We start from the raw sequence: 13,342 nt of genomic DNA, 5'->3' as shown, positions 1-13,342 counted from the left end.
GTCAAGGTTGTCACGAGCCCTCCCGGGGTCGAGTGGCGATCAGCTGGTCGATGAGGCCCGGTCGGACCGGCCGCACGAGTGGGAGCGGGACTCGCATCTCGACGCGCACTCCGCCGATGCGCGCGCGCCGGAAGGCGACGCTGCCGCCGAGGTCCAGCAGCCTGCTCTCGATGTTGGCCGGGCCGCGGTGCGAGCCGTCGCCGGGGCTCCCGCGCTCGAGCCGCAGCAGCCGGCTCAGCTCCTTCGGGTCGCCCCGTCCGTCGTCGGCCACGGACACCAGCACCTGATCCGGCTGGTAGCGCAACCGCACCACGGCGCGCTCCGCCCGAGCGTGTACGGCGACGTTGAACAGCGCCTCACCGACGGCGCGCGCCACCTCGTGGCCGGCCTCGGCGGGGAAGGCGACGGCCTCCCCCTCGACCCGGACTGGACCACCAGCTGTGGCCGGTGGTGGGAGGCGACCCTCGCGCAGCAGCTCGGGCAGCTCGACGACGGTGTCGCTCGGCGTGCGGTGCAGGGCGTAGATCGCCCGCCGCAGCTGGTCGACCGCCTGCTGCGAGAGCTCCTTGGCGGTGCCGAGCCGCAGCGAGATGCCGGCACCCGTCTCGCCGAGTCCCTCCGCCTCGCCACGCGCCACCTCCACGGCCATGCCGGCGGAGAGGACGTACTGCGCGACCGAGTCGTGCAGCTCGCGCGCGATCCGGTGGCGCTCTGTGTCGATCACCTCCCGCTGGTGCGCCAGCACCAGCCGGTCCTCGACGCGGCGCAGCTCGGCCGTGCGCACCTCGAGGTCGCGCTCGTGCGCGCGGGCCTCGTCGTGCAGAAGCTGGGCGCGCCGGTGCAGGGCCATGCTGGCCCGGGTACTGCTCCGAGGTGTGCAGCGAGACCGCGGCCCGGTTGGCGAGGATGCGCAGCACCGACAGGTCGCCCGGCTCGGGGTCGACCTCGAGACCGTGCAGTCCGACCCGGGCAGCCGATCGGTCGCCCTTCCAACGTCATCGGCACCCGCACCCAGCGGCCGTCGTCGTTGCTGCGCACGGCGTGCCCGGCCCGGATCGCACCCAGCTCGCGACGCACGATCGCCGGCAGCCCCGTGTCGTCGACGGTCGGCTGGCCGTGCGGACCATCGGGCGGACCGAGCACCGGGAACCGTGGTCGCGCGCCCCGCAGGTGCCCGTCGGACAGCGCGAGCAGCGTCCACTCGGCCTCCGGGTGCGACGCGGCGGCGCGCACGACCTCCTCGAGCAGGCCGCGCGGACCCTCGAGCGTGCGCACGAGCGCGCGCGAGATCGAGTCCATGGCGCGCACGGCGCGTTGCATCCGCTCGTCGGAGCGGACGTAGGCGCGGTAGTAGGAGCTCTTGCCGGACCTGACCCCGGTGAGGGTGGCCGGGTCCGGTGCGGAGGGCTGCGACCGCGTCGTCACAGGGCGTCCTTGAACAGCTGGCGGATCTCGATCTCGGATGCCTCGCGCGGGTTGGTGGTCAGGCAGGCGTCGTCGAGCGCGGTGTGCGCCATCGTGTCGATGTCGGCCTCGGTCACCCCGAGCTCGCCCAAGCCGCGCGGCACGCCCACGTCGTCGGCCGGGCGGCGGACGTGCTCGGCGAGGAGCTCGGCTGCGTCCTCCCCCGGCATGCCGTCGACGGCGATGCCGGCCGATCTGGCCGAGTCGACGAACCGCTCCGGGCTGGCGCGCGCGTTGTAGCGGATGACGTGGGGCAGCAGGACGCCGTTGACGACGCCGTGCGGCGCGTCGAGCAGTCCACCCACCCGGTGGCTCATCGCGTGCGTCGCGCCGAGGATCGCGTTGGTGAAGGCGAGCCCGGCCCGGAGGCTGGCCTGCGCCATCCTCGAGCGCGCCACCATCTCCCGGGGCTCGGAGATGGTGGTGCGCAGGTTGCGGCACACCAGCCCCACCGCGTTGAGCGCGTGGGTGTCGGCGAGCGGGTTGTGCGCGAGCGAGACGAAGGCCTCGATGCCGTGGGTGAGCGCATCGAGGCCGGTTGCGGCGTTGAGCTCGTCGGGCATGGTCGTCAGCAGCCGTGGGTCGGTGATGGAGACGTCGGGCACCGGGGGCGCGGCCCATGATCGTGAGCTTCACGTGCCGCTCGGTGTCGGTGACGATGCAGAACTGCGAGACGTCGGCGCCGGTGCCGGAGGTCGTGGGGATCATCAGCATCGGCGGGATCGGCCGCGTCACCCGGTCGACGCCGGCGTAGTCGAGGATGTCGCCGCCGTTGCCGGACAGGATCGCCACACCCTTGGCGGCATCGATGACCGACCCGCCGCCGATGGCGATGATGACGTCGCACTCCTGCTCGGCGTAGAGCGCGCAGGCCGCACGCACCTCGTGGTCCTTGGGGTTGGGCGTGACGTCGGTCCAGAGCACCGGGGTCAGGCCCTCGTCCTTCAGCAGCGCCAGCAACAGGTCCAGCCAGCCGGCCTCGACGATCCCGGGGTCGCTCACCGGGGAAGGGTCGCCGTGCGCCCAACCGGATGGCGGCGTAGCCGGCCTCACCCAACGATTCGGCCCCGAAGACCACCTCGGGCGCATGGAACTTCGCGAGCGCGGTGGGCGGCGACGACGGGGCCGAGGGCCGGGCGTGCGACGAGGGTGGCCGCGACGGGGTCAGTGCAGACGCCACAGGACCTCCTCACCGGCTCTCTTCCACGGTACCCCCCGGGACGTCCTCACCATAGGCCTCGGCCGCACTCCTTCCGCCGGTCACTGTGCGGGGGCAGACCTACCCGTTCGGTCAGGTCGAACCACCACCGACCTCGAGCACGGAGCCGTTGAGCAGCCCGCCCGCCACCGAGCAGCAGTGCGCGATCGTCGCGGCCACCTCGTCGGGTTCGTGCACTCGCCGGCTGAGCTGGTGGGCGGCGAGCGCCGCCGCGTCGTCGAGCCCGTAGATCCGCGCCGTCGCCTCGAGCATCGTCGTCCCGGTCGCCCCCGGAGAGACCGCGACGGCCGTGACGCCGGTGCCGACGAGGTCGGCGGCGAGCCCGCGGACCAGTCCGATGACGGCGTGCTTGACCACGGTGTAGCCCGCGAGGTGGAAGAGTCCTCGGCTGCCCGCGGTCGAGGCGACCGCCACGAACCGGCAGCCGGCCGGGTCCGGCCCCTCGACCATGAGGGGTACGGCGACGGCGGCCGTGTTCCGGGCCCCGAGCACGTCGATCCCCCACAGCGTGTCGAGGTCGGCGTCCGACGTCTCCCACTGGGGGCTGCCGCCGACCATCACGGCCGCACCGGCCACGGCCGCGTCCAGCCTCCCCCAGCGCTCCATCGCCGCGTCCGCCGCGGCGCGCACGCGTCGGTGTCGCGGACGTCGGCGACGTACGTCATGACGGAGTCGCCGAGCCGGCCCACCTCCGCCCAGTCTGCACGTGATGCGAGGGGATAGCCGACCCCGGTGAGCCCGTGGTCGGCCCCGAGGCACGCATCGACCGCGACGACCCGGAAGCCGTCGGCGACGAGCGCGCGGACCGTAGCTGCGCCAATGCCCCGCGCGGCACCGGTGACGAGGGCGACGCGGGGCTGGGTCATGGCGGTGTCACGGTCGGGTCACGGGCGCGGCGCCCCCTGGGGTGCGGAGGAAGCCGTCGGGCACGAGCACGTCGTCGGGCGTGAGGTCGTGGATGGACGAGTGGCCGAGCCCGAGCAGGGCGGAGTCGATGCCGCCGCGCAGGATGTCGAGGACGTTCTCGACGCCCGACTGGCCGCCGGCCGCGAGGCCCCACAGGTAGGCGCGGCCGATCATCACGGCCTTCGCGCCCAGCGCCACCGCCTTCACCACGTCGCTGCCGCGGCGGATGCCCGAGTCGAGCAGCACCTCGACGTCGTCGCCGACGGCGGCCGCGATCGAGGGCAGCACCCGGATCGGGGCGGGCGTGCCGTCCGGGTTGTTGCCGCCGTGGTTGGACACCGAGATCGCGCTGACCCCCGCGTCGCGGGCCCGGAGCGCGTCGTCCACGCGGCAGATCCCCTTGAGCATGAAGGGGCCGCCCCACTCCTCCCGGAGCCAGGGCCACGTCCTCCCAGCTGGGCGGCGGGGTCATCATCCACTCGCCGTACGCACCGAAGAAGGTCGGGGCTGCGGCACCGGGCTCGGCGAGGTTGGGCGCCGTCAGGTCGGGCAGCTTGCCCGACCGGGCGAAGTCGGCCAGCCACCGCGGGCGCCGCATCACCTCGGGCGCGAACTTCGCCATCGCCTTCAGGTCCAGCTTCTCCGGGATCTTCGGGCTGCCCCAGTCGCGGCCGTGGGAGAACGACCAGTCCAGGGGTGGCGATCAGGCCTACCGCACCGGCCTCACGTGCGCGGTCCATCCGGCGCACCATCGCGTCGCGGTCCCCCATCCAGTAGGTCTGGAAGAACGTCCGCGGGTTCGCCTCGACCACCTCGGCCAGCGGCTTGCTGGCGAAGGAGCTCAGGCCCATCGCCGTACCCCGCGCCGCGGCCGCGCGGGCGACCGCCACCTCACCGTCGGGGTGCACGGCCTGCACGCCGGTGGGCGAGATGATCACCGGCATCGAGATGTCCTGACCGAGCACCCGGGTCGCCAGCTCGCGCTTCTCGTGCAGGCCAGCGACGTGCGGGGCCGGGCCGAGCTCGCCGAAGGCGCGGGTGTTGTCGTCGTAGGAGATCCCACGCTCGGACCCGGCCAGCAGCGCCGAGTAGACCGACGGCGGCAGCCTCTTCTTCGCGCGCCGCTGCGCCTCGTTCACCGTCTCGAACCACTGAGCCATTCCCTACGCCTCCTCGTGTCGTCGACTCGACGCTAGGCGCCCGGAGCGACCGGGATAACTGCCCGTCCGGAGGGGATGGCCCGGCTAGGAGACGGGGTCGTGGTGGATGCGCCCGTCGGTGCCCGCCAGTGGTTGACCGGTCCCGCCCCACCGTCCGGAGATGATCTCGGCGGCGATCGAGATGGCCGTCTCCTCGGGCGTGCGGGCGCCGAGGTCGAGCCCGATCGGGGAGGACAGCTGCGCCAGCTCGTCGTCGGTGAGACCGGCTTCGCGGAGCCGGGCCATCCGGTCGTCGTGGGTACGGCGAGATCCCATCGCTCCGACGTAGGCGGGTCGGGTCTCCGGCGGGAGCCGGAGGGCGACCTCGAGCAGGGGGACGTCGAACTTGGGGTCGTGCGTCAGCACCGCGAGCACCGTGCGCCGGTCGAGTTGGCCGGCCGCGACCTCGGCGGCGAGGTAGCGGTGCGGCCAGTCCACGACGACCTCGTCGGCCTCGGGGAAGCGGCTGTTCGTGGCGAAGACGGGCCGGGCGTCGCAGACCGTCACGTGGTAGCCGAGGAAGCTGCCGACGCGCGCGACCGCGGCGGCGAAGTCGATCGCACCGAAGACCAGCATCCGGGGCTTCGGCGCGAAGCCCCACACGAAGACCCGCATGCCCTCGCCACGGCGCTCGCCGTCGGGGCCGTAGGTGAGGGTCGCGTTGCTGCCGGTCGCGAGCAGGCCGAGGGCATCGTCGTGGACGGCGTCGTTCATCCGCTCCGAGCCGAGCCAGCCCTGCGCCTTCTCCCCCGGCCGGATGATGGCGCGCTTTCCCAGCAGGGACGGGTCCGGGTGCTCGATCACCGTCGCGACGGCGACCGGGCGACCGGCGTCCGGGTCGGCCGCGACCTCCCCAGCTCGGGGAAGGTCTCGCGCGACACCTTCTCGACGAAGACGTCGAGGATCCCGCCGCAGGTCAGCCCGACCGCGAAGCGTCGTCGTCGGAGACGCCGTAGCGCTCCAGCACCGGGTCGCCGGACTCGACGACCTGCTGGGCCTCCTCATAGACGGCGCCCTCGACGCAACCGCCGGAGACCGACCCGACCGCGGAGCCGTCAGGTCCGACCAGCATCGAGGCCCCCGCCGGTCGCGGCGCCGACTGGAAGGTGGCGACCACGGTGCCGACACCGATCGTCTCGCCGGCCTCCCACCACGCGAGCAGCTCACGCATCACGTCACGCACGTCCCACCACCTCCACCAGCTCCTCGAAGGCTGCCAACGAGTGACCGGCCACGAAGTCATCGACGTACGGCAGCGCGGCCGCGATTCCCTGCTGCAGGGGCTCGTAGCCGGGCTTGCCGCGATGCGGGTTGACCCAGACGACATGGTGCGCGATCCGCTGCAGCCGCGCCATCTGCTCGGCCGGGGAGGGAGGCGTCGCCGCGCTCCCAGCCGTCGCTGAAGACGACCACCACCGAGCCGCGCGCCATGCCGCGCTGCCCCCAACGGTCGAGGAAGACACGCATCGTCTCGCCGAGCCGGGTGCCACCCGACCAGTCGGGCACGCAGTCGCCGGCGGCGATCAGGGCCCGGTCGGGGGTCGCGGTGTCGCAACGCGCGTGACGTGCGTGAGGCGGGTGCCGAGGGTGAAGACCTCGCACCCGGGCTGCGTGGAGACGAACCGGTGCGAGAGCCTCAGCAGCGCATCGGCGTACGCACTCATCGAGCCGCTGACGTCGACGAGCAGCACCACCCGCCGCGCCCGCACCCTTCTCCGTCGCCACGCCAGCTCACCGGGCTCGCCCATCCGTCGCAGCGAGTCGCGCAGGGTGCGGGAGGCGTCGAGGCGGCCGCGGTGCCAGCGCTCGTGTCGCGCGGTACGGCGCACGGGTGCTGTCGGACGCAGGCTCGCGAACATCGCGGCGAGCCGTTGGCGCTCGGCGGCATCGAGGCCGGCGACGTCGCGGTGGCGCAGCACGTCGGTGGTCGTGGCGGCGGCGCGCAGGACGTCACCGTCGTCCCGGGCGTCGGCTTCGCCGGGAGCCTCGTCGACGCTGGGGAGGGCCGGCGCCGACGGCATCGGCAGCCCGGTCTCGCGGCGCCTCGGCAGCTCGCCGCGCGGGTCGAACCACGCCTCGAAGACCCGGGTCGTAGCGCGTCAGGTCGTCCGGTCCTGCGCACAGCGTCGCGCGTCCGGCCCAGTACGTCGCCTGCTGGTCGTCGAGCCCGACGATGGCCGTCGCCTCGACGAACCCGTGCGCGCGGTCGGGCGTCACGGGCACGCCGGCCGCCTTCAGGGCCCGGGTGAAGCCGAGGAGGACGGGCAGCGGGTCGAAGTCGGTGGTCATGTGGTGAGCATCCGGTCGAGCGCCTGCCGCACCCGGTCCTTGTCCTCGCGGTACTTCACCAGCGCGCCGAGCGTGGCGGCCGCCGTCTCGAGGTCGAGGTGGGTGGTGCCGAGGTGGTTCAGGGCACGCGCCCAGTCGAGGGTCTCCGCAACGCCCGGCGGCTTGAGCAGGTCGTCGCGGTCCGCGCAGCTGCTGCACCACACCGACGACCCGGCGCGCGAGCGACTCGGCCACCTCGGGCGCGCGGGACCGGACGATCGCCACCTCGCGGTCGAGACCGGGGTGGTCGATCCAGTGGTAGAGGCAGCGCCGCTTGAGCGCATCGTGCAGCTCCGCGCGTGCGGTTGGAGGTGAGCACGACATAGGGCGGGGTCGCGGCGCTCACGGTGCCGAGCTCGGGGATCGTGACCTGCCGGGTCGAGAGCACCTCCAGCAGGAAGGCCTCGAACTCGTCGTCCGCCCGGTCCACCTCGTCGATGAGCAGCACCGCCGGCGACTGCTGGAGGGCGGCGAGCACGGGCCGTGAGAGCAGGAACCGGTCGTCGTACAGGCTCTTCTCGGTCTCCTCCACCGTCCCCTCCGCACCCGCGGCCTCGAGAGCGCGCAGGTGCAGGATCTGGCGCGGGAAGTCCCAGTCGTAGAGCGCCTGCGTCGCATCGATGCCCTCATAGCACTGCAACCGGATCAGCGGCAGGTCGAGAGTCTCCGCGAGCGCCTCCGCGAGGGCGGTCTTGCCGGTGCCGGGCTCGCCCTCGAGCAGCAGCGGCCGCTGCATCCGCATCGTCAGGAACAGCACCGTCGCGAGCTCGTCGTCGGCGAGGTAGCCGGTCGCGCCGAGGCGCGCTGCGACGTCGGCGGCATCCTGCATGACCGGGTCCATGCTGGTCAGGCTACGACCCGGCACGTTGGCCGGACGTTGGCCTCATCGGCTGTCGACGTCGCGTCCCGTCGCCGGGTCGCCGCACTCGACACCCAGCACGTGGTGCGCGTCGAGGTAGGCCCGCGCCCCGACGTCGCCGTGCAGCGTCGTTGCGAGCGCGTCCTTGTGCTCGGCCCCGATGAAGACCGGGTGTCCGGGCCTTCCGTCGTACGTCGCCCGCGCCAGCGTCGATCCGGACGCCGGGATCCGGGCCACGACGTCCGCGCCGACGTCGGGCAGGTCGACGAGGGTGATCAACACATCCCCCTCGATCTCGGTCAGTCCGGCCTTGAGGCTCGCGCCCATCCCGTCGGCCCAGTCGTCGGCGACGACCACCGTCGCGTCGAGCCCGTCGAGCAGGCTCCTTGCCTCGTCCGACGCGGCCCCGAGCACGACCACGACCCTCTCGCAGCCGCCCTCGACGAGCGCTTTCGAAGGAGCGCCGCAGCCAATCGTCGACCAGCGCCTTCGGCGTACCCATCCGGCGCCCCGCGCCCGCCGCGAGCAGGAGTCCCGTGGTCACCGCACGAGGTCGGACGGGGTGAGCGTGAGTGGGAACGGAGCGTCCGGGGCGAGCGTCTCGTCCCCGGCGGCGGTGGCGACTTCGGCGTACACGCCGTCGGTGAGCTGCCACACCGTGATCGATGGTCGATCCGGGTCGACCACCCAGTAGGACTCGACCCCTGCTCTCTCGAACGCGGCCTTCTTGAGGTTGAGGTCGATCAGTCGCGTGCTGGGCGAGAGCACCTCGACCGCGAGCACCGGAAGCCCGACCATCTTCCGTCCGGTCAAGGTCTCCCGACCGGCCACGAGCAGGTCGGGCTGGAGGACCGTGATGTCGGAGACGGTGATGTCCAGCGGCGCGAGCATCACCTCGAGGTGCTCCGCGACGCCCGCGCGGAGCAGGACGTGGAGGTTGCCCACGATCCGCTGATGGGGCACGGCCGGTGACGGCGTCACGATCAGCGTGCCGTCGATGAGCTCGTAGCGGTGCCCGTCATCGGGCATCAGCTCGAGGTCGGCCGCCGTCATCGGACGACTCTGCGGAATCAACGTCACAACTGCCATCGTGCCTCCTCGGGTGCATGTCGACAACGACATCACCCGACACCGACAACGGTGAACGGTTGTCCACAGGCCCGGCGGAGCGGCCAGCGCTCAGTGCTTTCCTCGTACGGCGATCGCCTCGACCTCGACGAGCTGGTCCGGGTAGCCGAGCACCGTGACCCCGAGGAGCGTGCTGGGGGCGTCGTGGCCGCCGAACGCCGCGCTCACCACCTGCCAAGCGGCCACCGGGTCCTCGCGCGCCGACGAGGCGACGTACACCGTCGTCTTCGCGACGTCGGTGAGAGCGCAGCCGGCATCGGCCAGCGCCCCGGTCAGGTTGGCCATCACCTGCTCGGTCTGCGAGGTCACGTCGCCGGCACCCACGACGCGACCGTCCTCGTCGAGCGGGGCAGGCGCCGGCCGTGAAGACGAGCTCTCCGACTCTCGAGGCATAGGCGTACGGCGCAGTCTGGGCCGGGGAGGGTGAGCGGAGCAGCTCCACATCGGTCATGCCCGTCAGTCTCCACGGTCGACGTCATACGGGCGACGGGACGTCATACGAGCGTGGACCGATGCGTCCAACAACGTATGACGTCCGGCGGAGCAGAATGGAGCAGGGCCCCCGTCCGAGGACGAGGGCCCTGCTGGTGTTGCTTCGTTTGGCGACCGGTTCGAGACGCGTCCTGCACTCCCTCGCTGCGCTCGGGTGTACGGCTCGCTCCTCAACCTGATCGGCCGACGCGAGTCCGTTCGCTTCGCGAACGGTCTCGCTGGCCGATCAGAAGTCCATGCCGCCCATGCCACCCATGCCGCCGTCGCCGCCGCCCATGGCCGGAGCCTTCTCGGGCTTGTCGGCCACGACGGCCTCGGTGGTGAGGAACAGCGCCGCGATGGAGGCGGCGTTCTGCAGGGCAGAGCGCGTCACCTTGGCCGGGTCGATGATGCCCTCGGCGATCATGTCGACGTAGTCGCCCGTGGCCGCGTTGAGACCGTGACCGGGGGTCAGGTTGCGGACCTTCTCGGCCACGACGCCACCCTCGAGACCGGCGTTGATCGCGATCTGCTTGAGCGGGGCCTCGATGGCGACGCGCACGATGTTGGCACCCGTGGCCTCGTCACCCTGCAGGTCGAGCTTGGCGAACGCCTCGGTGCCGGCTCCGGACCAGCGCGACGCCGCCACCGGCGACGATGCCCTCTTCGACGGCAGCCTTCGCGTTGCGAACGGCGTCCTCGATGCGGTGCTTGCGCTCCTTGAGCTCGACCTCGGTGGCCGCGCCGACCTTGATCACTGCAACGCCGCCGGCCAGCTTGGCCGAGCGCTCCTGCAGCTTCTCGCGGTCGTAGTCGGAGTCGGACTTCTCGATCTCGGCGCGGATCTGGTTGACCCGGCCCTCGATCTGGCCCCCGGTCGCCAGCGCCCTCGACGATGGTGGTCTCGTCCTTGGTGATGACGACCTTGCGGGCCTCGGCCGAGGAGCTCGATGCCGGCCGACTCGAGCTTGAGGCCGACCTCCTCGGAGATGACCTGTCCGCCCGTGAGGATGGCGATGTCCCTGGAGCATGGCCTTGCGGCGGTCACCGAAGCCGGGAGCCTTGACGGCGACCGACTTGAAGGTGCCCTTGATCTTGTTGACGACCGGGGTCGACAGCGCTTCGCCGTCGACGTCCTCGGCGATGATCAGCAGGGGCTTGCCGGACTGCATGACCTTCTCCAGCAGCGGCAGGAGGTCCTTGACCGTGGAGACCTTGGAGTTGGCGATCAGGATGTAGGGGTCCTCGAGGACCGCTTCCATCCGCTCCGTGTCGGTGGCGAAGTAGGCCGAGATGTAGCCCTTGTCGAAGCGCATGCCCTCGGTCAGTTCGAGGTCGATGCCGAACGTGTTCGACTCCTCGACCGTGATGACGCCTTCCTTGCCGACCTTGTCCATCGCCTCGGCGATGGCGTCACCGACGGTGGTGTCGCCACCGGCGGAGATCGTGGCGGTGGCGGCGATCTGCTCGCGCGTCTCGACCTCCTTGGCCATGGAGAGCAGCTGCTCGGACAGCGCGGAGACCGCAGCCTCGATGCCGCGCTTGAGGCCCATCGGGTTGGCACCCGCGGCGACGTTGCGCAGGCCCTCGCGGACCATGGCCCGGGCGAGGACGGTGGCCGTCGTCGTGCCGTCACCGGCGACGTCGTCGGTCTTCTTCGCGACCTCCTTGACCAGCTCGGCGCCGATCTTCTCGTAGGGGTCCTCGAGCTCGATCTCCTTGGCGATCGAGACACCGTCGTTGGTGATCGTGGGGGCGCCCCACTTCTTCTCCGGGACGACGTTGCGGCCCTTGGGACCGAGGGTCACCTTCACTGCGTCGGCGAGGGTGTTCATTCCCCGCTCGAGGCCGCGGCGGGCTTCCTCATTGAAAGCAATCAACTTTGCCATAACTCGTGAGCTTCCTTCGTCATGAGTCGAGTCTGTGTACGGCGCTGGTGGGCTGCCCGCGACGGACGATCCCCGACCTCCGACGGACCATTCCCGCCGGCGCCGACGACCTCAGCGTCACCTGCCGTGCTGGCACTCTCATGATGAGACTGCCAGCCTCATGTTTAGCACTCGACCCCGGAGAGTGCAAACGTCAGGAGAGGTCGCGCAGCGCGGTGATGCCTCCGCGTCCGACGATGTCGCTGACGAGATGGACGTTCCCGGTGCCGACCTCCCGGGCGAGGAGCCGCTGCCCCTCAGTGCTCACGGACGAGAAGAGGAGCGTGTCCTGGTCGACCCGGGCGCGGGGCAGGCAGCAGCCCTTGACGCGAGTGCCCTCCTCGTCCGGGTCGCGATCGAAGGCGAGCACGCTTCGCTCGCCGCGCTGGTCCACGAAGATGACCTCCGGTGCCGCGAAGCGGGTGGGGCTCACCGAGGCCGAGACCGGCGAACGCCGCCCGGGCCGTGCCGCCTCGTCCGAAGACCACCGGCCCCCACGGCTCGTCGTCGGGGCCGGTCCAGCCGCGGACCCAGTCGACTGCGGCGAAGCTCGTGTCCCCTCCCGAGAGCTGATGCACGGTCCCGTTCGAGTCCTCTCCGAGACTCTCCGGCACCCAGATCTCGTCGGGCATCACCCATCGAGCACCTTCGGCCAGCCAGTCGGGCGTGTCGATCGTTGTCCACTCCCCGGTGAGGAGGTCGAGCACCTCGAGCGAGCTCTCCCGGGTGAAGAAGGCGCGAAGGCCATCGGAGGACAGGCTGTACGACGAGAGCGGGCTCCTGACGTTGCCCGACTCGTCGGCCACGCGGTCCAGCCCGGAGATGTCGAGCTCGACCACTCGCTGGCTGGCGGTCAGCACGAACGCCTGCTCACCACGACCGGAGAACAGCGCCACCACGGGCTCGCCGACCGACTCCACCTTTGCCGCGTCGAGGTCGATGACTGGCGGCAGCTGCGCGACGGACAGGGGTGGCAGGGACGACTCGTCCGTCGCCGACGGCGCCCACCACACGTCCGCCCCGGCGTACTTCCCGACCCGCTCGGCCACCGGCGGCCCTGTCACCGGCGGAGTGGGAGGCGAGGTCGGCGAATCCACCGACGGGTCCGGAGCGACCCGACCGTCGGGCCCGCCGACCAGCGCCACCCCGGTGACGGCGGCGGCACACGCGGCGATGGAGCCGATCACGGCGGTGCGCACACCGACGCGCCGGCGCGTGCCGTCCCGCCAAGCGCGGTCGACGGCGGCGGGGTCGGAACCATCCAGTGAAGGCGCAACGGAGTGGAAGAGGTCGCGGAGCTGGGTGTCGGTCATGAGATCTCCGGGGAGAGCAGTTCGCTGAGCTCGGGCGCGAGCTCGTGCAGCCGGCGCAGAGCCGAGTGGGCGGTGCTCTTGACGGTGCCGGTCGAGACACCCGGGGCGTGCGCGATGTCGGCCTCGCTGAGGTCGTCGAAGTAGCGCAGCACCAGCACGGCCCGCTGCCGCTCGGTGAGTCGGCGCAGGGCATCGAGGAGCAGGAGACGGCGTTCGACGCCGGTGTCACCCGACGCCGTACGACCCGGATCGGCCACGTCGGAGACGACCTCGAGGCGGCTGCGGCGCCACCACGAGATGTTGTCGCGCACCGGGATCTGGCGGGCGTAGGCATCGGGGTTGCCGTCGCGCAGGCGCGGCCAGCGTTGGGCGACCTTGGTCAGCGCCTCCCGGACGAGGTCCTCGGCCCGGCCGCGGTCGCCGGACAGGAAGATCGCGGTCCGCAGCAGCCGCGGACGGCACACCGTCGCCCACGCCGTGAACGACTCGCGATCGCCCGTCCGTTGCTCCATGACCACCTCAACGCC

At 71.9% G+C, this 13,342-nt stretch carries 20 protein-coding genes and 3 pseudogenes; all 23 read right to left on the bottom strand.

From position 1 onward, the window contains the following. Window positions 1–10: 10 nt before the first annotated feature. Window positions 11–724, bottom strand: a complete 714-nt coding sequence (locus LP418_RS16110; RefSeq protein WP_257957064.1) for a sensor histidine kinase — start codon at window positions 722–724, stop codon at window positions 11–13. Further along, window positions 721–1,425: a hypothetical protein gene (locus tag LP418_RS16105; protein ID WP_257957267.1), complete on the bottom strand. Its 705-nt coding sequence runs from the start codon at window positions 1,423–1,425 to the stop codon at window positions 721–723. Before LP418_RS16105 ends, LP418_RS16110 begins: the two co-directional genes overlap by 4 nt. Continuing rightward, window positions 1,422–2,069 (bottom strand): iron-containing alcohol dehydrogenase, encoded by a 648-nt coding sequence (locus LP418_RS16100; RefSeq protein ID WP_257952836.1) that lies wholly within the window; start codon window positions 2,067–2,069, stop codon window positions 1,422–1,424. The genes LP418_RS16105 and LP418_RS16100 overlap by 4 nt, the downstream gene beginning before the upstream one ends. A 70-nt stretch (window positions 2,070–2,139) precedes the next feature. Next, window positions 2,140–2,553: pseudogene (locus LP418_RS16095) on the bottom strand (iron-containing alcohol dehydrogenase); the annotation flags it as partial. A 202-nt stretch (window positions 2,554–2,755) separates the two neighbouring features. After that, the gene (locus tag LP418_RS16090) at window positions 2,756–3,313 is read right to left on the bottom strand and encodes a mycofactocin-coupled SDR family oxidoreductase (protein WP_257952835.1); all 558 of its coding nucleotides are present in this window, start codon (window positions 3,311–3,313) and stop codon (window positions 2,756–2,758) included. Next, window positions 3,241–3,549 (bottom strand): SDR family NAD(P)-dependent oxidoreductase, encoded by a 309-nt coding sequence (locus tag LP418_RS16085; RefSeq protein ID WP_257952834.1) that lies wholly within the window; start codon window positions 3,547–3,549, stop codon window positions 3,241–3,243. Before LP418_RS16085 ends, LP418_RS16090 begins: the two co-directional genes overlap by 73 nt. A gap of 7 nt (window positions 3,550–3,556) precedes the next feature. Then, complete coding sequence (locus LP418_RS16080) at window positions 3,557–3,997, bottom strand: alpha-hydroxy-acid oxidizing protein (RefSeq protein WP_257952833.1); 441 nt, start codon at window positions 3,995–3,997, stop codon at window positions 3,557–3,559. Between the two features lie 347 nt (window positions 3,998–4,344). Next, a pseudogene (locus tag LP418_RS16075) lies at window positions 4,345–4,749 on the bottom strand (alpha-hydroxy-acid oxidizing protein); the annotation flags it as partial. Between the two features lie 84 nt (window positions 4,750–4,833). Next, entirely contained in the window at window positions 4,834–5,592 is a 759-nt protein-coding gene (locus LP418_RS16070) for an XdhC/CoxI family protein (RefSeq protein ID WP_257952832.1), read from the bottom strand. Window positions 5,593–5,704: 112 nt separating this feature from the next. Beyond that, entirely contained in the window at window positions 5,705–5,971 is a 267-nt protein-coding gene (locus tag LP418_RS16065; RefSeq protein WP_257952831.1) for an XdhC family protein, read from the bottom strand. Beyond that, window positions 5,964–6,143: a VWA domain-containing protein gene (locus LP418_RS16060; RefSeq protein WP_257952830.1), complete on the bottom strand. Its 180-nt coding sequence runs from the start codon at window positions 6,141–6,143 to the stop codon at window positions 5,964–5,966. Before LP418_RS16060 ends, LP418_RS16065 begins: the two co-directional genes overlap by 8 nt. A 76-nt stretch (window positions 6,144–6,219) precedes the next feature. After that, window positions 6,220–6,294, bottom strand: a pseudogene (locus LP418_RS16055) (hypothetical protein); the annotation flags it as partial. A gap of 17 nt (window positions 6,295–6,311) precedes the next feature. Continuing rightward, window positions 6,312–6,809, bottom strand: coding sequence for a VWA domain-containing protein (locus tag LP418_RS16050; protein ID WP_257952829.1), 498 nt, complete (start codon window positions 6,807–6,809; stop codon window positions 6,312–6,314). Next, window positions 6,739–7,077 carry a hypothetical protein gene (locus LP418_RS16045; RefSeq protein ID WP_257952828.1) on the bottom strand — a complete coding sequence of 113 codons (339 nt, stop codon included), beginning with the start codon at window positions 7,075–7,077 and terminating at the stop codon, window positions 6,739–6,741. The genes LP418_RS16050 and LP418_RS16045 overlap by 71 nt, the downstream gene beginning before the upstream one ends. Next, window positions 7,074–7,280, bottom strand: a complete 207-nt coding sequence (locus tag LP418_RS33610) for a hypothetical protein (RefSeq protein WP_257952827.1) — start codon at window positions 7,278–7,280, stop codon at window positions 7,074–7,076. The genes LP418_RS16045 and LP418_RS33610 overlap by 4 nt, the downstream gene beginning before the upstream one ends. Further along, entirely contained in the window at window positions 7,196–7,957 is a 762-nt protein-coding gene (locus LP418_RS16035) for an AAA family ATPase (protein WP_257952826.1), read from the bottom strand. Before LP418_RS16035 ends, LP418_RS33610 begins: the two co-directional genes overlap by 85 nt. A gap of 42 nt (window positions 7,958–7,999) precedes the next feature. Continuing rightward, window positions 8,000–8,389, bottom strand: a complete 390-nt coding sequence (locus LP418_RS16030) for a nucleotidyltransferase family protein (RefSeq protein ID WP_257952825.1) — start codon at window positions 8,387–8,389, stop codon at window positions 8,000–8,002. A 126-nt stretch (window positions 8,390–8,515) separates the two neighbouring features. After that, window positions 8,516–9,028, bottom strand: a complete 513-nt coding sequence (locus LP418_RS16025; protein WP_257952824.1) for a Uma2 family endonuclease — start codon at window positions 9,026–9,028, stop codon at window positions 8,516–8,518. Window positions 9,029–9,154: 126 nt separating this feature from the next. Further along, window positions 9,155–9,427 (bottom strand): RidA family protein, encoded by a 273-nt coding sequence (locus LP418_RS16020; protein ID WP_257952823.1) that lies wholly within the window; start codon window positions 9,425–9,427, stop codon window positions 9,155–9,157. A gap of 394 nt (window positions 9,428–9,821) precedes the next feature. Continuing rightward, window positions 9,822–10,223, bottom strand: coding sequence for a TCP-1/cpn60 chaperonin family protein (locus LP418_RS16015; RefSeq protein WP_257952822.1), 402 nt, complete (start codon window positions 10,221–10,223; stop codon window positions 9,822–9,824). Next, a complete protein-coding gene (groEL, locus tag LP418_RS16010) occupies window positions 10,159–11,409 on the bottom strand; it encodes a chaperonin GroEL (protein WP_257952821.1) in 1,251 nt (416 codons plus the stop codon). Before groEL ends, LP418_RS16015 begins: the two co-directional genes overlap by 65 nt. A 350-nt stretch (window positions 11,410–11,759) precedes the next feature. Continuing rightward, window positions 11,760–12,815: a hypothetical protein gene (locus LP418_RS16005; protein ID WP_257952820.1), complete on the bottom strand. Its 1,056-nt coding sequence runs from the start codon at window positions 12,813–12,815 to the stop codon at window positions 11,760–11,762. Next, on the bottom strand, window positions 12,812–13,327 hold the full coding sequence (locus tag LP418_RS16000; RefSeq protein WP_257952819.1) for a SigE family RNA polymerase sigma factor: 516 nt from the start codon (window positions 13,325–13,327) through the stop codon (window positions 12,812–12,814). Before LP418_RS16000 ends, LP418_RS16005 begins: the two co-directional genes overlap by 4 nt. Window positions 13,328–13,342: the final 15 nt, after the last annotated feature.

The sequence above is a fragment of the Nocardioides sp. B-3 genome, assembly GCF_024703895.1.
GTDB lineage: Bacteria > Actinomycetota > Actinomycetes > Propionibacteriales > Nocardioidaceae > Nocardioides.
Note: the sequence above shows the minus strand (reverse complement) of the source record. Positions and strands in the feature narration are given on the sequence as shown.

What these genes read in the sequence shown, in the direction of transcription:
- LP418_RS16060 (WP_257952830.1), bottom strand. Translation starts at nt 6,143, where the DNA reads ATGGCGCGGCTGCAGCGGATCGCGCACCATGTCGTCTGGGTCAACCCG.
- LP418_RS16005 (WP_257952820.1), bottom strand. Translation starts at nt 12,815, where the DNA reads ATGACCGACACCCAGCTCCGCGACCTCTTCCACTCCGTTGCGCCTTCA.
- LP418_RS16000 (WP_257952819.1), bottom strand. Translation starts at nt 13,327, where the DNA reads ATGGAGCAACGGACGGGCGATCGCGAGTCGTTCACGGCGTGGGCGACG.
- LP418_RS16035 (WP_257952826.1), bottom strand. Translation starts at nt 7,957, where the DNA reads ATGGACCCGGTCATGCAGGATGCCGCCGACGTCGCAGCGCGCCTCGGC.
- LP418_RS16025 (WP_257952824.1), bottom strand. Translation starts at nt 9,028, where the DNA reads ATGACGGCGGCCGACCTCGAGCTGATGCCCGATGACGGGCACCGCTAC.
- groEL (WP_257952821.1), bottom strand. Translation starts at nt 11,409, where the DNA reads ATGAACACCCTCGCCGACGCAGTGAAGGTGACCCTCGGTCCCAAGGGC.
- LP418_RS16045 (WP_257952828.1), bottom strand. Translation starts at nt 7,077, where the DNA reads ATGACCACCGACTTCGACCCGCTGCCCGTCCTCCTCGGCTTCACCCGG.
- LP418_RS16085 (WP_257952834.1), bottom strand. Translation starts at nt 3,549, where the DNA reads ATGACCCAGCCCCGCGTCGCCCTCGTCACCGGTGCCGCGCGGGGCATT.
- LP418_RS16080 (WP_257952833.1), bottom strand. Translation starts at nt 3,997, where the DNA reads ATGCTCAAGGGGATCTGCCGCGTGGACGACGCGCTCCGGGCCCGCGAC.
- LP418_RS16050 (WP_257952829.1), bottom strand. Translation starts at nt 6,809, where the DNA reads ATGCCGTCGGCGCCGGCCCTCCCCAGCGTCGACGAGGCTCCCGGCGAA.